General features: G+C 75.9%; 16 protein-coding genes and 1 pseudogene. 9 read left to right on the forward strand and 8 right to left on the reverse strand.

Annotation, left to right across the window (positions count from 1 at the left end; genetic code table 11):
• Positions 1 to 3: 3 nt before the first annotated feature.
• Entirely contained in the window at positions 4 to 783 is a 780-nt protein-coding gene (locus ACI796_RS21630) for an esterase/lipase family protein (protein ID WP_456943276.1), read from the forward strand.
• On the opposite strand, the gene ACI796_RS21635 is transcribed toward ACI796_RS21630, so the two are convergent.
• Entirely contained in the window at positions 753 to 2,351 is a 1,599-nt protein-coding gene (locus ACI796_RS21635) for an FAD-dependent oxidoreductase (protein WP_456943277.1), read from the reverse strand. The two genes, ACI796_RS21630 and ACI796_RS21635, sit on opposite strands and share 31 nt — an antisense overlap.
• A 59-nt stretch (positions 2,352 to 2,410) precedes the next feature.
• Between ACI796_RS21635 and ACI796_RS21640 the strand changes: the two genes are divergently transcribed.
• Positions 2,411 to 3,007, forward strand: coding sequence for a helix-turn-helix domain-containing protein (locus tag ACI796_RS21640; RefSeq protein WP_456943278.1), 597 nt, complete (start codon positions 2,411 to 2,413; stop codon positions 3,005 to 3,007).
• Here the strand turns inward: ACI796_RS21640 and ACI796_RS21645 are convergent.
• The 5 genes from ACI796_RS21645 to ACI796_RS21665 are packed head-to-tail and all read right to left on the reverse strand — an operon-like array spanning position 3,004 to position 7,231.
• Entirely contained in the window at positions 3,004 to 3,975 is a 972-nt protein-coding gene (locus tag ACI796_RS21645) for a quinone oxidoreductase family protein (protein WP_456943279.1), read from the reverse strand. The genes ACI796_RS21640 and ACI796_RS21645 overlap by 4 nt on opposite strands.
• A 17-nt stretch (positions 3,976 to 3,992) precedes the next feature.
• Positions 3,993 to 4,352, reverse strand: a complete 360-nt coding sequence (locus tag ACI796_RS21650; protein WP_456943280.1) for a hypothetical protein — start codon at positions 4,350 to 4,352, stop codon at positions 3,993 to 3,995.
• Positions 4,349 to 5,227, reverse strand: a complete 879-nt coding sequence (locus tag ACI796_RS21655) for a DODA-type extradiol aromatic ring-opening family dioxygenase (protein WP_456943281.1) — start codon at positions 5,225 to 5,227, stop codon at positions 4,349 to 4,351. Before ACI796_RS21655 ends, ACI796_RS21650 begins: the two co-directional genes overlap by 4 nt.
• A complete protein-coding gene (locus ACI796_RS21660) occupies positions 5,220 to 6,041 on the reverse strand; it encodes a citryl-CoA lyase (RefSeq protein ID WP_456943282.1) in 822 nt (273 codons plus the stop codon). The genes ACI796_RS21655 and ACI796_RS21660 overlap by 8 nt, the downstream gene beginning before the upstream one ends.
• Positions 6,038 to 7,231 carry a CaiB/BaiF CoA transferase family protein gene (locus ACI796_RS21665; RefSeq protein WP_456943283.1) on the reverse strand — a complete coding sequence of 398 codons (1,194 nt, stop codon included), beginning with the start codon at positions 7,229 to 7,231 and terminating at the stop codon, positions 6,038 to 6,040. The genes ACI796_RS21660 and ACI796_RS21665 overlap by 4 nt, the downstream gene beginning before the upstream one ends.
• A gap of 211 nt (positions 7,232 to 7,442) precedes the next feature.
• Here ACI796_RS21665 and ACI796_RS21670 point away from each other — a divergent pair, with 211 nt between their 5' ends.
• From ACI796_RS21670 to ACI796_RS21690, 5 genes are all read left to right on the forward strand, one after another.
• Entirely contained in the window at positions 7,443 to 8,936 is a 1,494-nt protein-coding gene (locus ACI796_RS21670) for an amidohydrolase family protein (protein ID WP_456943284.1), read from the forward strand.
• Positions 8,937 to 8,944: 8 nt separating this feature from the next.
• On the forward strand, positions 8,945 to 9,763 hold the full coding sequence (locus ACI796_RS21675; RefSeq protein ID WP_456943285.1) for an IclR family transcriptional regulator domain-containing protein: 819 nt from the start codon (positions 8,945 to 8,947) through the stop codon (positions 9,761 to 9,763).
• A gap of 29 nt (positions 9,764 to 9,792) precedes the next feature.
• Positions 9,793 to 10,362, forward strand: a complete 570-nt coding sequence (locus ACI796_RS21680) for a hypothetical protein (RefSeq protein WP_456943286.1) — start codon at positions 9,793 to 9,795, stop codon at positions 10,360 to 10,362.
• Between the two features lie 111 nt (positions 10,363 to 10,473).
• Positions 10,474 to 11,076: an acyl-CoA-like ligand-binding transcription factor gene (locus ACI796_RS21685; protein ID WP_456943287.1), complete on the forward strand. Its 603-nt coding sequence runs from the start codon at positions 10,474 to 10,476 to the stop codon at positions 11,074 to 11,076.
• An 84-nt stretch (positions 11,077 to 11,160) separates the two neighbouring features.
• Positions 11,161 to 12,831: an MDR family MFS transporter gene (locus ACI796_RS21690; RefSeq protein WP_456943288.1), complete on the forward strand. Its 1,671-nt coding sequence runs from the start codon at positions 11,161 to 11,163 to the stop codon at positions 12,829 to 12,831.
• A gap of 102 nt (positions 12,832 to 12,933) precedes the next feature.
• Here the strand turns inward: ACI796_RS21690 and ACI796_RS21695 are convergent, their stop codons facing one another.
• Positions 12,934 to 15,156, reverse strand: a complete 2,223-nt coding sequence (locus tag ACI796_RS21695) for a glycoside hydrolase family 3 C-terminal domain-containing protein (RefSeq protein ID WP_456943289.1) — start codon at positions 15,154 to 15,156, stop codon at positions 12,934 to 12,936.
• A 444-nt stretch (positions 15,157 to 15,600) separates the two neighbouring features.
• Here ACI796_RS21695 and ACI796_RS21700 point away from each other — a divergent pair.
• A pseudogene (locus tag ACI796_RS21700) lies at positions 15,601 to 15,681 on the forward strand (hypothetical protein); the annotation flags it as partial.
• Positions 15,682 to 15,835: 154 nt separating this feature from the next.
• On the forward strand, positions 15,836 to 16,147 hold the full coding sequence (locus ACI796_RS21705; protein ID WP_456943290.1) for a DUF3500 domain-containing protein: 312 nt from the start codon (positions 15,836 to 15,838) through the stop codon (positions 16,145 to 16,147).
• Between the two features lie 7 nt (positions 16,148 to 16,154).
• Here the strand turns inward: ACI796_RS21705 and ACI796_RS21710 are convergent, their stop codons facing one another.
• Positions 16,155 to 17,189 carry a hypothetical protein gene (locus ACI796_RS21710; RefSeq protein ID WP_456943291.1) on the reverse strand — a complete coding sequence of 345 codons (1,035 nt, stop codon included), beginning with the start codon at positions 17,187 to 17,189 and terminating at the stop codon, positions 16,155 to 16,157.
• Positions 17,190 to 17,436 lie beyond the last annotated feature (247 nt).

Genomic DNA, 17,436 nt, shown 5'->3' on the forward strand with positions numbered 1-17,436 from the left:
CCCGTGACCGACGCCCCGAACAGCCCGGAAGCCCGCCGGCGCCTGCTCGCCGCCACCGAGCCCGTGCGGGCCGCCGCCAGCGCCGGCGCGCTCGCGCTGACCTACCCGCTGCTGCGCGGCGCCCCCCGCGGCGAGCCGCACGGGGTGCTCGTGCTGCCGGGCCTGATGGCCTCCGACGTCTCCACCGCGACCCTGCGCCGCTGGCTGCGCGGCCTCGGCTACCCCGTGGTCGGCTGGGAGCTCGGCCGCAACCGCGGCCCCACCAAGGAGATCACCGACGAGCTGCCCCGCCTGGTGCAGCGCCTGGCCGACCAGCACGCCGGCCCGGTGAGCATCGTCGGGCAGAGCCTGGGCGGCATCTACGCCCGGCGGCTGGCGCTGCGGGTGCCGCGGCTGGTCCGCCAGGTGATCAGCCTCGGCTCGCCGTTCGGCCTGGCCGGCGGCCCGCCCGACGACAGCCCCGGCGCCCGCGCCTACGCCCGCTACCGCCACCTGCACGCCGTGCCGCGCGGGCGGGGCGGCCTCGGCGGCCTGCCCGTCCCGAGCACCGCGGTGTACTCGCGCTGGGACGGCGTCGTCGACTGGCGGGCCTGCCGGCAGACGCCCGGCCCGCGCGCGGAGAACGTCGGCGTGCACGCCAGCCACCTCGGGATGGGACACGACCCGGCGGTGCTGTGGCTGGTGGCCGACCGCCTGGCCCAGACCCGCGACGGCTGGCGGCCGTTCACCCCGCCGGCCCGGCTGCGGCTGCTCTACACGAGCGAGGACGACGTCACCGGCTGACGGCGCCGCGCCCGCAGCACCGCGTCGGCGGCGTGCGCCGAGCCGTGCTCGTGCCCGCGGGCCTCCCGCGGCCGCGCCTCGGCCACCTGCACCTCCCAGTCGCCGGGGTCGAGCACCGCGGCCATCTGCCCGCCGGCGGCGTACCAGTCGGGCAGGCCCGGCCGCTGGATGCCGTGGGCGACGTCGCTGCCGTCGTGCATCGTCACCAGCAGCGTGCCGCCGGGCGCGACCGCCGAGGCCAGCGTCCGCAGCACGTCGTCGCGGGTGCCGGGCGGGAAGTGCAGGAACGAGGCGGTCACCAGGTCCCACCGCTCGTCGCCGGGCTGCCACGACGAGACGTCGACCTTGCGGGTCTCGATCCTCAGCCCGGCCGCCTCGGCCGCCGCGGCGGCGCGGTCCAGCGCGGTGCGGGAGAGGTCGAGCGCGGTCACCGCCCAGCCGCGGCGGGCCAGCCAGACGGCGTCGCCGCCCTCGCCGGCGCCGGCGTCCAGCGCGCGGCCGGGCGGCAGGTCGGCGGCCTCGGTGGCCAGGACGTCGTTGACGCGGCCGCTCCACACCCCGGAGCCGTGCGCGCGGTAACGCTCCTCCCACCACTGCTCGCCGTACTCCGGGTCGCTCATCGCGCGGATCACGTCGACGGCGGCCCGGGTGTCCTCGGCGACCAGGTCGGCGTTGACCTGCGCGCCGGCCATCAGCCCGGCGGCCGCGGCGCCGATCACCTGGGCGCTCGGGTCCGCGACGTTGCCGGCCGCCCACACGCCGGGCACCGCGGTGGCGCCGCGGGCGTCGACCGGCACGTGCGACCCGACGACCGCCTCGCCCATGCGGAACGGCTGCGCCTCCAGCCCGAGCCCGGTCAGCACCGCCGAGCGGGCGGTGAACCGCGGGGCCACGACGACGGCGGCGCGCGGCACCACCTCGCCGTCGGCCAGCCGGACGCCGGTCAGCCGGCCACCGTCGGTCTCCAGCGCCGCCACCTCGCCGCGCACCACCCGGATCCCGCGCGCGGCCAGCGCCTCGGCGGTGGCGTCGTCCGGCTCCGGCGCGGTGTGCAGGAAGAACACGACGTCGGCGCTCCACTGCCGCCACATCTGGGCCTGGTGCAGCGACATCGGGCCGGTGGCGACCACGCCGATCGCCCGGTCGCGCACCTCCCAGCCGTGGCAGTACGGGCAGTGCAGGACGTCGGTGCCCCACAGCTCCCGCACGCCCGGGACGTCCGGCAGCTCGTCGGTCAGGCCGGTGGTGACCAGCAGCCGCCGCGCGCCGAGCACCCGCCCGGAGGCGAGCTCCACGGTGAACGCGCCGGCCGCCCCGCCGACCGCGGTGACCGTGCCGTCGACCAGCACCCCGCCGTAGCCGGCGACCTCGGCCCGCCCGGCGGCGAGCAGGTCGGCCGGGGGCGTGCCGTCGCGGCCCAGGTAGTTGTGCATCTCGTGCGCCGGCGCGTTGCGCGGCGTCCCCTCGTCGACGACGGCGACCGAGCGCCGCGCCCGCCCCAGGGCGAGGGCGCCGGACAGGCCCGCCGCTCCCCCGCCGATGACCACCACGTCGTACGTCTCGTCCATGCCGCCCACAGTGCACCCGCCGTCGCGAAAAAGGCAAACACCTTTGCCATACTGGCAACGTGACCGATCCCGACGCGGACCTCGACGCCGTCCTCGACGCGGTGGGCCCGCGGCTGCGCGAGCTGCGCCGGCAGCGCGGCGCGACGCTGACCCAGCTGTCCGAGGACACCGGAATCTCGGTGTCCACGCTGTCCCGGCTGGAGTCCGGGCAGCGCCGGCCCACCCTCGAGCTGCTGCTGCCGCTGGCCCGCGCCCACCAGGTGCCGCTCGACGAGCTGGTCGACGCCCCGGAGACCGGCGACCCCCGGGTGCGGCTCCGGCCGATCACCCGGCACGGCGCCACGTTCCTCCCGCTCACCCGCCGGCCGGGCGGGCTGCAGGCCTACAAGATGGTGCTGCCGCCGCGCTGGGGCGGGGAGCCGGACGAGCAGCGCTCGCACGAGGGCTGGGAGTGGGTCTACGTGCTCTCGGGCCGGCTGCGGCTGCTGCTCGGCGACACCGACGTCGTCCTCACCCCCGGCGAGGCGGCCGAGTTCGACACGCGCACCCCGCACTGGCTGGGCAACCCCGACGGCCGGCCCACCGAGGTGCTCGCCCTCTTCGGCCCCCAGGGCGAACGCGTGCACGTGCGCGCCGCCCCCCGGGGCCGCGGCTAGGGGACGACGACCAGCCGGACGCCCGCCTCGCCGGCGGCCTGGCGGGCCCAGGCGCCGCCGACGTCGGCCAGCGGCACCGTCTCGTGCGCGACGGCGACCCGGCCGGTGGCGGCCGCGGCGAGGACGGCACCGAGCGCGTCGCGGCGCTGCTGCGGGGTCAGCGCGTTGTTGGTGTAGCCGAGCACCTCCGCCGACCGGCCGCGCAGCACCGCCGAGGAGAACACCGCCTCGTCGCCGGACGCCCCGCCCAGGTTGACCAGTCGCCCGCCCGGCGCCAGCACCCGCGACGCCGCGGTCGCCGCCACGCCGAACACCGGGTCGACGACGACGTGCGCCCCGCCCGGGCACGCCCGCGCCAGCGCGGCGGCGAGCGCGTCGACGTCGCCGGTGAGCGGCACGACGGCGTCGGCGCCGGCGGCGCGGGCCCGCTCCCGCGCCGTGGTCGAGCGGCAGACCGCCACCACCCGCCCGGCGCCGAGCACCCGCGCCGCCCCGACCGCCACCTGCCCCACCGCGCCGCCGGCCCCGAGGACGAGGACGGTCTCCTCCGGCTGCAGCCGCCCGCGCCAGGTCAGGCACATCCACGCGGCCACGCCGGACAGGCCGATCGCCGCGACCGCGGCGTCGGGCAGGTCGGCGGTCAGCGGCACGAGGTCCTCGTCGTCGACGGCGCACCGCTGCGCCAGGCTCCCGTCGCCGGGCGCCATGCCGGCCGACGTCGCGAACCAGACCCGGGTGCCGGCCGGCAACCGCCCGGACTCCTCGACGACGCCGACGCCCTGCACCCCCGGCACGTAGGGCACCGCCGGCGCGCCGAAGTAGGACGTGCCGGACGCGCACAGCAGGTCCAGCGGCACGATCGGCGCGGCGGTGACGCGCACCAGCGTGTGCCCCGGCCCGACGGCGGGGTCGGGGTGCTCGGCGTGCTCGGGCGGCGTCCCGGGCGCGCGGACGACGGCGGCGCGCACGTCAGGTGGCCCGCACGTCAGGTGGTGATGTCGGGATAGGGCAGCGTGACGTGCTCCATCGCCTTGCCGTAGGCCTTCTGGTACTCCAGCGGCCCGTGGTCGCGCTCGAACATCGCGATGAACAGCGTGAGCGTGAGGAACGGGTGGGCGCCCATCCGGAACAGCGTCACGTGGTCGTGCTCGCGCAGCGCGCGCCGCTCGTCCTCGGTGAACTCCAGCCAGGTGGACCGCTCGTCGTCGGTGCAGTTGAGGATCTTGTTGGCCATCTCGGCCTCCCACCACTCGACCGTGCCGGCCGGGTCCTCGCGGTAGCGCTCGACGAGCGCGGGGTCGCGGTCGACGGTGAAGAGGAACTTGTCCAGCAGGTAGCGACTCATGCCGGGGCCACCTCTCCGGGGACGCCGTTCGGGTACCAGGTGAAGTAGGCCTCCATGGTGTGGAACAGGTCGAGGGTGTCGACGTGGTCGGCCTTCTGCCCCTCGCCGGCGGCGCCCATCATCAGCATGAAGTCCATGAAGCCGTGGGTGGCGTTGCCCGGGGCGTGCAGCGAGTCCAGCGACACCTCGGCCAGGCAGCCCTCGATGTCGCCGGAGGCGATCCACTCGACGGCCTTGCGGTCGAACTCCGGGTCGGGCCCGTGCTCGCCGAACTGGCGCGGCCCCCCGAGCTCCAGCGACAGGTGGCCGGTCCCGATGATCGCCACCCGCTGGTCCGACTCCCAGGACTCGACCATCTCCCGGATCGCCCTCCCCAGCTGCACGAACCGCCTCGGCTGCGGCAGCGGCGGGGCGAAGATGTTCGTGTAGACCGGCACGATCGGCAGGTCGGCCTGCGGGCGCAGCGTGATGATCGGGCACGTGATGCTGTGGTCGATCCGCAGCTCGTTGGAGAAGGCCAGGTCGAAGTCGCGGTCGAGGCCGTCGCGCAGCAGGTGCGCGGCCAGGTCCTCCTCGCCGCGCAGCGTCATCCGCGGCAGGCCGAACTCGCGTTCCTCGTTGTACCAGTTGGCGTCGAAGAAGGGCGCCTTGCCGACGAGGAACTGGGGCATGTTGTCCAGCCACAGCTGGTGGAAGTGGTCGCTGCCGACCATCACCAGCACGTCGGGCTCGGCGCGGGTGAGCGTCTCGCGGAACCGCTCGATCTTGGCCACCCACTCGTCGGCGAACGGCGGCCGGTCCGCGCCGGTCGAGGTGCTCGCGCGGTAGTAGAAGGGGTGGTGGGTCGACGCGATGACCGCGGCCACCTCAGCCATGACTGCCTCCCGGGGTCTCGGGCTCGTAGGGGTCCGGCGCGACGGAGCGGTTGTGCAGGTCGACGGACAGGAAGACCTCGTTGGCGACGGGACGCCTGATCTCCTCGGCGAGCTGGCCGATCAGCCCGGCGGTGCGGGCCAGCAGCGCGAAGCCGCGCAGCAGCTCCAGCGGCAGGCCGAGGTCGGCCAGCGCGGCGCCGCAGACGCCGGCGCCGTTGAGCGGCAGCGTCCTCCCGAGCACCTGCGGGTGCACCCGGCCGATCGCGGCGAACAGCGCCAGGTGCGGGCCGACCAGGCCCTCCTCGCCGGCGATCTCGAACAGCCGCGGCGTGCGCGGGTCGCCGTCCTTGTGCACGTGGTGGCCGAGCCCCGGGACGAACCGGCCGGCCGCCCGCTGCGCGGTGACCGTCTCCAGGGCGAGGGCGTCCCAGCCGGCGTCGTCGGCCGGGAGCTCCCCCGCCGACACCAGGACGTCGTGCAGGAAGCGGCCGCAGTCCTCGGTGACGCCGAGGAAGCGGGAGCCGCCGCCGAGCAGCCCGGCGGCGAGCGCGCCCTGCACCGAGTCCGGCGCGGACAGCCAGGTCAGCCGCGTGACGATCGCCGTCGGGGTGAAACCGTGGTCGGCGAGCGCGGCGAGCACCGCCTCGAACACGCGGGTCTCCCCCGGCGTGGGCCGGCGCTGGGTGGCCAGCCAGAACGCCAGCTCGCCGAAGCCGACGGTGCCCATGACGTCGCGGGCGAGGTCGGTGCCGAGCAGGGTGATCGACTCGCGGCTCGAGGCGCCCAGCGCGGTCGGGTACCCGTCCTCGGTCACGGCGCCTCCTCGCCCTCGGCCAGCCAGCGGCGGATCTCCGCACCGTGCTCGTCGAGCGCGGGCGGTGGCAAGCGGTACCGCGCCGCCGTCCCGGAGAACCGGATGGGGTTGCGGATCGAGGGGACCCCCGCGCCGTCCTCCCCCGCCGTGACGACGGGGTCCAGGCCGACCTCCTCGGCGAAGGCGACGCCCTGGTCGACGGTGTTGATCGGCCCGCACGGCACGCCCGCGGCGATGATGTCGCGGAACCACTCCATCTTGGTGCGGGTCTTCAGCCGCCCGACCAGCAGCGGGCGCAGCTCCTCGCGGTGGGCGGTGCGGTCCTCGTTGTGCAGGAACCGCGGGTCCTCCACCAGCTCGGGCACGCCGAGCACCTCGCACAGCTTGCGGAACTGGCCGTCGTTGCCGGCGGTGACGATCAGGTCGCCGTCGGCGCAGGGCAGCGGCTCGTACGGGAACAGGCTGGGGTGGCTGTTGCCCATCCGGAACGGGACGACGTCGCCGGCCACGTACGCCGAGGTCTGGTTGACCAGCCCGGACAGCGCGCTGGAGAGCAGGTTGACCTCGACGTGCTGGCCGCGGCCCGTGGCGTGCCGCTGGTTCAGCGCGGACAGCACGCCGACGGTGGCGTGCAGGCCAGCCATGACGTCGAAGACGGCGACGCCGGCGCGGTAGGGGTCGCCGCCCGGGTCGCCAGTGAGGCTCATCAGCCCGGAGATGGCCTGCACGATGAGGTCGTAGCCGGGCAGCGACCGCCCGCCGGGGCCGCTGCCGAACCCGCTGATCGAGGCGTAGACGACGGCGGGGTTCGTCGCGGCCACCGTGCCGTAGTCGAGGCCGAAGCGGGCCAGGCCGCCGGGCTTGAAGTTCTCCACCAGGACGTCGGCGCGGCGGGCGAGCTCGCGGGCCGCGGCCAGGTCGGCGTCGTCGGTGAGGTCCAGGGCCACCGACCGCTTGTTGCGGTTGACGCCCAGGTAGTAGGTGGAGACGCCCTCCCCGCCGACGTCGCGGACCGGCGGCGCCCAGGTGCGGGTGTCGTCCCCGCGCGGGCCCTCGACCTTGACCACCTCGGCGCCGAGGTCGGCCATGAGCATCGTGGCGTAGGGGCCGGCCAGGATCCGGGAGAAGTCGGCCACGAGCAGGCCGGCGAGGGGGCCCTCGGGGTCGGGTCCGCCGGGTGCTGCCGTCATCGTCGCGTCGCGCTCCTCGGCGTCGGGGCTGGTGCGGGCGGACAGTCGTCCGCCGGTCGCGCCGAGTCTCGGCACCGCCGCCGAGCCGTGTCAACCGCACGGCCGCAGCCTTGACATGTGCCGCAGGTCACGAGCAGGGTGACCGCGTCCGCGACCCTCGTCCGGTGGGCGGACAGGTGTCCGTCGAGCCTGTGACGTCCGAGGAGAGTCCATGACCGAGCCCCAGACCCCGGCGCCGCAGGCCGGGCGCCCCGTCGTGTTCCGCGGCGGCACGGTGCTGACGATGGACGACGCCGGCACGGTGCTGACCGACGCCGACGTCCTCGTCGTCGGCGACCGGATCGCGGCCGTGGGCCCGGAGATGGAGGCCCCGCAGGACGCCCTGGAGGTCGACGCCACCGACGGCATCGTGATGCCGGGGATGATCGACACGCACCGGCACATGTGGCAGACGGCGATGCGCGGCTACGGCGCCGACTGGTCCCTCACCCAGTACTTCGTCTGGTACTACCTCGAGCACGGCCGGCGCTTCCGCCCGGAGGACGTCGCCGCGGGCAACCGGCTGGCCGCCGTCGAGGCGCTCGACGCCGGCGTCACCACCGTCGTCGACTGGTCGCACGGGCTGCAGACGGTCGACCACGCCGAGGCCGCCGTCGACGCGCTGCAGTCGGTGCCCGGACGGTACGTGCTCGCCTACGGCAACATCCAGGCCGCGCCGTGGGAGTGGACCGCCGACGAGGCCGTGCAGGGCTTCCTCGAGCGCCGCCGCACCGGCGCGGGCGACCTGCTCGCCTTCCAGCTCGCCTTCGACGTCACCGGCGACCCGGCGTTCCCGGAGAAGGCCGCCTTCGAGGTGGCCCGCGAGCTCGGCCTGCCGGTGACCACGCACGCCGGCGTCTGGGGCGCCACCAACGACGACGGCATCCGGCTCATGCACGAGCACGGCTTCGCGACGCCGGAGACGGTGTACGTGCACGCCGCCTCGCTCTCCCCCGACAGCTACCACCGCATCGCCGCCACCGGCGGGTCGATCTCGGTGTCCACCGAGTCCGAGCAGAGCGCCGGCCAGGGCTACCCGCCCACCTGGCAGGTGCGCGCGCACGGCATCCCGGTGTCGCTGTCGATGGACACCAGCGTGTGGTGGAGCGGCGACCTGTTCTCCGCGATGCGCACGACGCTCGGCGCCGACCGCTCGCGCGAGCACTTCGAGGCCCACCTCAAGGGCGAGACGGTGACCCACCTGGCGCTGCGCGCGCAGCACGTCGTGCAGTGGGCCACCCGCGGCGGGGCGACGGCGCTCGGCCGCGACGACCTGGGCCGGCTGGTCCCGGGCGCGAAGGCCGACGTCGTGCTGATCAAGAACGACGCCTCGCCGGTGTCGTTCCCACTGCTGAACCCCTACGGGCACGTCGCCTTCCACGCGCAGCGCGGCGACGTGCACACCGTGCTGGTCGACGGGCGGGTCGTGAAGTCCGACCACCGGCTGGTCGGCGTCGACCTGGCGGCGGTCCGGCGCGAGGTCGAGGCGACCGTCGAGCACCTGCGCGCCGACATGGGCGAGGACGTCTGGACCACCGGGATGGACCCGGAGCTGCCCTCGGGCGAGGTGCTGGACAACCCGTACCAGTACACCGACTACCGGTCGGAGAGCACGCACGCCGCCCGCGAGGAGGCCTTCGAGCGGCACCTCGCCGGGGAGCGCTGAGGGCCGTCGTGGCCGGGCGCGGTGAGGGGCCGGACTTCGTCGAGGCGCTGGCGCGGGGCCTGGACGTGCTCACCTGCTTCGACGCCGACCACCCGGCCATGACGCTGTCGGAGGTGGCGTCCGCCGCGGGGCTGGCCCGGCCGACCGCGCGGCGGCTGCTCCTCACGCTCGAGGAGCTGGGCTTCGTGCGGTCGGCCGGCGGGGTGTTCTCGCTGACCCCGCGGGTGCTGTCGCTCGGGATGGCCTACGTCGGCGCGCTCGGGCTGTGGGACCTCGCCCGGCCGCACATGGAGGCGCTGGTCGCGCGGACCGGCGAGTCGTCGTCGATGGCGCAGCTCGACGGGTCGGACATCGTCTACGTCGCGCGGGTGTCGGTGCCCAAGCTGATCGCGCTGCGGGTCGAGATCGGCACGCGCTTCCCCGCCGTCCAGACCTCCCAGGGCAAGGTGCTGCTCGCCGCCCTGCCGGCCGATCGGCTCGAGGCCACCCTCGCCGAGCCCAGCCGCTCGGGCCTGCCGCCCTACATCGGGCGCACGGCCGAGCAGCTGCGCGAGGAGCTCACCGAGGTGCGCGCCCGCGGCTGGGCGCTGGCCGACGAGGAGCTCGCGCCCGGCGTCCGCTCGGTCGCCGTCCCGGTGCGCGACGGCACCGGCGCGGTGCGGGCGGCGATGAACGTGACCGTGCACGCCGCCGAGACCTCGACCGAGCGACTGCTGGCCGAGCACCTGCCGGCCCTGCTGCGCACCGCCGGCGAGGTGAGCGCGGACTGGGCGCGCTGGCAGTCCCGCCCGCACGTGGAGGTGGACCGGTCGCGCTCCGCTGGATGAGACACGGCCGGATCGGGTACTCCCGGTCCATGAGCGGGAAGTCGGCGGAGGACTACGCCCGGGACTACACGGACCCCGAGCTGCGCGAGCGGCTCAAGGAGGAGATCAAGGCCGGCGACAGGGGCGGGCGGCCCGGCCAGTGGAGCGCCCGCAAGAGCCAGCTGCTGGCCCACGAGTACGAGGCCGCCGGCGGCGGCTACCGGCACGAGGGCGAGCGCAGCGAGTCGCAGCGGCACCTGCAGGAGTGGACCGGGCAGGACTGGCACACCGCCGACGGCGGCGACCGCGCCCGCGGCGAGGGCGGGACGAAGCGGTACCTGCCCGACGCCGCGTGGGAGCTGCTGTCCGACGAGGAGGAGCGGGCCACCGACGAACGCAAGCGCGGCTCCGGCGAGCAGCACGTGGCCGACACCGACGCCGCGAAGGAGGCCCGGAAGGCCGCGGAGCTGGTCGACGCGAAGGCGACCGAGGCGCGCGCGAAGGTCCGGGAGATGCACGGCGACTCCCAGCTCGACCGGGCGGAGAAGGCGGAGCGCGAGCTCGGCGCGGGCCGCAAGACCGTCCTCGAGGCGATCGAGCGGCAGCGCGACCGCGACTGACCCGGGCCCGGGTGGCAGAAATGGCCATCCCTGCCGCCCGGGCCCGCCGGGACACGCCGTGCACTACGTGCAAGCTTGCGCGGACTGCACGTTTCGGCCGATGATCGGGGGGTGACCTCCGGACTGCGCGAGCGCAAGAAGCTCGCCACCCGCTCGGCACTGCACGCCGCCGCGCTGCACCTGGTCGCCGAGCGTGGGCTCGACGCCGTCTCCGTCGACGACGTCGCCGAGCGCGCCGGCGTCAGCCCCCGCACGTTCTTCAACTACTTCGCCACCAAGGACGACGCCGTCCTCGGCCTCGACCCCGCCGACTCGGCCCTGCCCGCCGAGCGGTTCGCCGCCCGCCCCGCCGGCGAGGACCCGGTCACCGCCCTGCGCGCTGTCCAGGCCGAGCAGGCCGCCGCGATGGCCGAGGAACCCGCGGGCGTGTGGCCGCTGCGGCTGCGGGTCATCGACCAGCACCCCGTGCTGCTCGCCCGGCTGCACGCCGCCTTCGGCGCCTCCGAGCGGGCGCTGGCCGACGCCGTCGCCGCCCGCACCGGCACGCGGGTCGGCGTCGACGCCTACCCCACGCTGCTGGCCGCCGTCGCCGGTGTCGCCCTGCGCACCGCGCTGCACCGCTGGCTGTCCACCGACTTCACCGTGCCGCTCCCCCACCTCGTCGACGAGGCCTGGGACGTGCTCGCCGCCGGGCTGCCCGCCCCGCGCTCCTGAACCCTCCCGAGCGGCCGGCGCCGTCCGCTCCCCTCTCGGTGCCGCGCGCCCGCGGCACCGCCGTACGACCGAAAGAGGACCTCCGTGCAGGCCCCGCCCCCCGACTCCTCCGCACCGCCGATCGTCCTGACCCGGCGCCGCATCAACCTGGTGTTCTCGGCGCTGCTCGCCGGCATGCTCGTCGCCGCCCTCGACCAGACGATCGTCTCGACCTCGATGCCGACCATCGTCGGTGAGCTCGGCGGCGTCTCGCACATGGCGTGGGTGACCACCGCCTACCTGCTGGCCACCACGCTGGTCATGCCCGTCTACGGCAAGTTCGGCGACCTGTGGGGCCGGCGGACCCTGTTCCTGGTCGCCATCGGCCTGTTCACCGTGGCCAGCGTCGGCGCCGCGCTCGCGCCGGACTTCACCTGGTTCGTCGTCTGGCGCGGGGTGCAGGGCCTCGGCGGCGGCGGACTGATGATCCTGTCGCAGGCGATCATCGCCGACATCGTCCCGGCCCGGGAGCGGGCGACGTACATGGGCCCGATCGGCGCGCTGTTCGGCCTGTCGGCCGTCGCCGGCCCGCTCGTCGGCGGCTTCTTCACCGACACGCCCGCCCTGGGCTGGGAGTGGTGCTTCTGGATCAACGTGCCGGTCGGCGTGGGTGCCTTCCTCGTCGGGTGGTTCGCCCTCTCCCTGCCGCGCCGGCGCAGCACCACCCCGCTCGACGTCGCCGGGATCGTCGCGCTGTCGGCGACGACGACGTCGCTGGTGCTGTTCACCGACCTCGGCGGCAGCGACGGCTGGACCGACCCGCTGACCCTCGCGCTGGCCACCGCGTTCGTCGTCTGCGCGGTCGTGTTCGTGCTGGTCGAGCGGCGCGCGGTCGAGCCGATCGTGCCGCTGGGGCTGTTCCGCAACCGGACGTTCGTCGTCGCCACGGCGCTCGGCATGGCCGTGGGCCTGGGCATGTTCTCGGCGATCGCCTTCATGCCGACGTTCCTGCAGATGAGCTCGGGGCTGTCGGCCGCGAACTCCGGCCTGCTCATGCTGCCGATGACCGCCGGGATCATCCTGACCATCCAGTCCTCGGCGGCGGCCATCCTGCGGAACGGCCGCTACAAGCGGTTCACCACCGCCGGGGTCGCGGTCATCCTCGCGACGATGGTCTGGATGACCACGCTGGCCGGGGACACTTCGCTGTGGACGATCGGCGCGATGTTCTTCGCGCTCGGCTGCGGGCTGGGGCTGATCATGCAGAACGTCGTGCTGGCCGCGCAGAACGCCGTCCCGGCCACCCAGATCGGCACGGCCACCTCGACGAACAACTACTTCCGCGAGGTCGGCGCCACCCTCGGCGTCGCCGTCTTCGGGACGCTGTTCACGACCCGGCTGGCCGAGAACCTCACCGGCGCGCTGACCGGCAACGCCGAGCAGGCGGCGGCCGCGGGCATCACCTCCCCGGACACGCTGGTGCCGTCGGCGGTCGACGCCGCCGGCGACCCGCTGCGGACGGCGATCGTCGACGCCTACGCGGACTCGCTCGCGCCGGTGTTCTGGTACCTGGTGCCGATCCTCGCCGTCGCGCTGCTGCTGTCGTCCGCGCTCAGGGAGATCCCGCTCGCCGAGCAGGCCGGCATGGTCGCCCGCGGCGAGGCGGTGGAGTCCGAGGAGGAGCTCGCGACCCTGCTGCGGGCCGGCGCGCAGGCCGCCGTCCCGGCCCCCGAGCCGGCCCTGACCAAGCGGGACGACGACCCGCTGCCCGTCTGACCCTCCCCGGGGTGGCAGGAATGGCCATCTCTGCCGCCCTCGGGCGGGCGCTGAACCCCGGTGGCCCAGGACCGCGCAGGTCCCGGGCCACCGGCGTTCACGTCACCGGGCGCCGCGGGCGGCGGCGGTCTCGGCCATCAGCCGGTCGAGCAGGTCCTGCGGCAGCGCGGCGCCGAAGTCGGTGGCGAACCGGCGCATCGGCATCGACCCGATCATCCGCAGCATCATCGCCTGCTCCTCGGGCGAGGCGGCGTCCGCGGGCATGGTCGCGGTGAGCGCCTCCACCAGCGCGGGCCCGGCGGCCGGGTGGGTGAACCACTCGCCGACGGAGGAGTCCATCGTCAGCACCCGGACCAGGTCGTCCCCGGGCAGCGTCACCACCCGCTCGGCGAGCACGGTCCCGGCGTCGGCGCAGACCTGCACCGCGTACTCCCCCGGCGCGACCACCCAGCCGGACTCGACGACGTCCCAGTACGCGAACGCGCGCCGGCCGAGCTCCAGGGTCACCTCGCGGCCCTCCCCCGGCCCGAGCGCCACCTTGGTGAACGCGCGCAGCTCCCGCAGCGGGCGGCGCACCGGCCCGGCCGTCGTCGACACGTACACCTGGACGACGTGCCTGCCGGCCCGGTCGCCGGTGTTCGTCACGGTCACCGAGGCGGTGGCGGTGTCGTCGCCGGTGGGCTCGACCCGCAGGTCCGACGTCGTGACCGTCGTGTACAAGAGCCCGTGCCCGAACGGGTACCGCACCGCCCGGCCCTGCGTGACCAGCCCGCGGTAGCCGACCAGCACGCCCTCGCCGTAGACGACCCGGCCCTGCTCGCCCGGGAAGGAGAGGAAGCTCGGGGAGTCCTCCAACCGCAGCGGGACGGTCTCGGCGAGCCGGCCCGACGGGTCGGCGACGCCGTACAGCAGGTCGGCCAGCGCGCCACCGCCGGCCTGCCCGAGCAGGGCGCCGTCCAGGATCGCGTCGACGTCGTCGTGCCAGCCCTCCAGCGACACCACCCCGCCGTGGGAGAGGACGACGACCGTCCGGGGCGCCGCGGCGGCCACCGCGCGGACCAGCTCGACCTGGTCGGCGGGGAGGTCGATCGTCGTCCGGTCGAAGCCCTCGGACTCCTCGGCGTCGGTCAGGCCGAGGAAGACCACGGCGACCTCGGCGTCGCGGGCCAGCGCCACGGCCTCGTCCCGCGACGCGGCGGCGTCGTCACCCGAGCCGGGCGCGAACGGGAGCTCCCGCCCGGCCAGCGCGCGCATCGCGTCGAGCGCGGACTCGACCCGGGTGGCGGTGACGTTCGAGCTGCCGCCGCCCTGGAAGCGCGGCGTGCGGGCGAACTCGCCGACGACGGCGACGCGGGTGCCCGGGGACAGCGGCAGGGTGCCGCGCTCGTTGCGCAGCAGCACCGCGCACTGCGCGGCCAGCTCGCGGGCCAGCGCGCAGTGCGCATCGACGTCGACCTCCCCGGCCGGCCCGCCGGCGTACCGGGCCAGGGCGGCCACCCGGGCGGCGCTCGCGTCGACGTGCGCCTCGTCGAGCTCCCCGGACCGCACCGCCTCGACCACCCGCCGGTTGCCGGCGCCGCGGTCGCCGGGCATCTGCAGGTCCAGCCCGGCGGCCAGCGCCGCGGCGCGGTCGTCGACGGCGCCCCAGTCGGAGACGACGACGCCGTCGAAGCCCCACTGCTCCCGCAGCACCTCGGTGAGCAGCCAGCGGTTCTGCGACGCGTAGACGCCGTTGACCTTGTTGTAGGCGCACATGACCGTGGCCGGCGCCGCCTCGGTGACCACCCGCTCGAAGGCCGGCAGGTGGATCTCGCGCAGCGTCCGCTCGTCGACCTCGGCGCTGATCCGCATGCGCTCGGTCTCCTGGTCGTTGGCCGCGAAGTGCTTGACCGAGGCGCCCACGCCGGCGGCCTGCTGCCCGCGCACGTGGGCCGCGCCGAGGACGCCGGACAGCAGCGGGTCCTCGGAGTAGTACTCGAAGTTCCGCCCGCCCAGGGGCGACCGCTTGACGTTGACCCCTGGTCCGAGCACCACGTGCACGCCCAGCGCCCGCGCCTCCCGGCCGATCGCCGCGCCGATCCGCTCGGCGACCGCCGGGTCCCAGCTGTTGCCCACCGCCACCGCGGGCGGGAAGCAGGTGGCCGGCAGGTTGTGGGTGATGCCGGGACCGCCGAAGTCGCCCTCCTGGCGGCGCACGCCGTGCGGGCCGTCGGTCAGCACGAGCGAGGGCAGCCCCGCCTCCTCGACCGGCGGGGTCGACCAGAAGTCCTGGCCGGAGAGCAGGGTCGCCTTCTGCTCGAGGGACAGGCCGTCGAGGTCGGTCACGGGAGCTCCTGCGGGTCGTCGGCGCCGGCGTACGCGAACGAGCGCACCACGAGCGAGCCGCGGGCGCACCACACGCCGCCCAGCCGGCCGGTCATCCCGCCGGCGACCTCCGTGGAGACGTAGCGCCCGTCCAGCCGGCCGAGCTCGGCGAAGCCGCCGGGCCTGACGACACCGGCGACGACGACGTCCGGACCGAGCGTGGCCGAGGAGAGGTGGCCGGCGGCCGCTCGGTGCGGATCTCCAGCACCGCCTCCGGCCCCGCGGCCGCCTCGCCCAGGACGAGCGCAGCGGGCCGACCTGCGCCACCGCCTGCAACCGGTCGCCGTCGACCTCGACGTCGAGGTGGTGCCGCCCGTGCTGCCGGCGCGCGGGTCGTCTGCGTCGGGCTGCGGGTGCAGACCCGGGTCGACGGCGAGACCGTGCAGGACGCCCCGCACCGACGAGATGGCCTACACCGTCGGCGACACGCTCTCCCTGATCAGCCGCACGTTCACGCTGCGCCCCGGTGACCCGCTGGCCACCGGCACCCCCTCCGGGGCCGGGTACGCCCGCACGCCGCCGTGGCTGGTGCAGCCCGGCGACGCGACGAGCGGCACCTGGCCGGCGCGTTCCAGGAGAACCGGGTCATCCCGGTCGGGGGGGCCGGGTCGCCGACCTGCCCGAGGGCGCCCGGCAGCGGGTGCTCGACGTCGTCGCCACCTTCATCGCGCCGCTGCCCGCCGGTCCCCGGACCGCGCGGCTGCGCGAGGTCGCAGACCACCTCGACGAGACCTGGTTCTCCTGGATCGGCGGGCACGGGCCCGGCGACGTCTTCTACTGCCGGGTCCAGTCACCGGTGGTCGTCGCCGAACTCGACCACCACTGCGGCGTCCTCCTCGACTCCGACACCCCCCAGCCCTTCCCCGTGCACACCGTGCTGCGCACCCCGCACGGCGACGACTACGGGCCCCGCGCCTGGGTCCGGCCGTTCCGGGAGCACGCCGGCGACTGAGCGGGCCTCAGCCGGCCTCTTCCTCGTCGTCCTCGTCGTCGTCCTGCTGGGTCTCGTCGTCCTGCTGGGCCTCGTCGTCCTGCTGGGCCTCGCCCGCCTCGTCGTACCCGTCCGCCGGGCCGGCCATGACGGCGTAGAGGTCCTCGAGGACGTCGAGCGCGGTGTCGACGTCCTCCGGCGCGCGGTCCGCGAGCGCCCCGAGCGACTTCAGGCGCTCCTCGGTGAGGAACTCGGGCAGCCGCTCGAGCAGCGTGGCGACCGCCTGCGGCCCCTGGCCGGTGAGCGCCCGGCCGACGCGCAGCAGCGCCCGGACCGCGGCCGCGCCGCGCCCGCCGCCGAGCAGCTCGCCGGCCTGGTCGAGGTTCTCCTCGGCCAGCACCCGGTCCAGGCCGGCCGTCACCCGCTCCACCCGGCCGTCCCCGAGCACCTCGCCGGCGCGGTCGACCACCTGCGGCAGGCGGTCGTCGGCGAGCAGCACGTCGAGCCGGGCGAGCAGCCGGCCGATCCGCTCGTCCTTCGCGAGGTCCAGCAGCCGGCCGAGCCGCTCGTCGGCGGCGAGGTCGAGCAGCGCGTCCAGCCGGTCGAGCCGGTCCGGTGACGCCAGCCGGTCGACCGCGGCGCCGAGCTGCTGCAGCCGGCCGGAGGACAGCAGCCCGTCGAGCGCGTCGAGGGCCCGCGGCACGACGTCGGCCCGCGCCCGGACCGAGTCGGCCACCCGGGACATCCCCGCGATCCGGTCGGGCGTGAGGACCGCGACCAGCCGGTCGGTCAGCGCGGCCACCGCGGCCGTCCGCTCGGGGGTCAGGACGCCGGCGATCCGCTGCACCACGCCGGTGGCCGTGTCGAGCACGTCCGGGGCCGCGGCCGCCGCCCGCGCCACCGCGGGGCCGACGCCGTCGAGCAGCGTCCGGGTGCTGCGCAGGACGTCGTCGGCGACCGGCAGCAGCGTCTCCGCGCGCGGCAGGGCCGCGCCGAGCGTGCGGACGGACTCGACGAGGGTCCGCGGCAGGTCGAACAGGTCAGCGGGATCAGGCAGGCGCACCGGCCCTCCCTACCCGCCCGGTGACCCGACTCACTCCCGGACGCGCCGACGGCGGTGCCGCCCGGTCGGGTGCCCCGCCCGGCGGTCGTGCTCTGCCCCGGTCGTGCTCTGCCCCCGGTCGTGGGGGGGGGGGGGGGGGGGGGGGGGGGGGGGGGGGGGGGGGGGGGGGGGGGGGGGGGGGGGGGGGGGGGGGGGGGGGGGGGGGGGGGGGGGGGGGGGGGGGGGGGGGGGGGGGGGGGGGGGGGGG

Source organism: Geodermatophilus sp. SYSU D00525 (assembly GCF_054050475.1).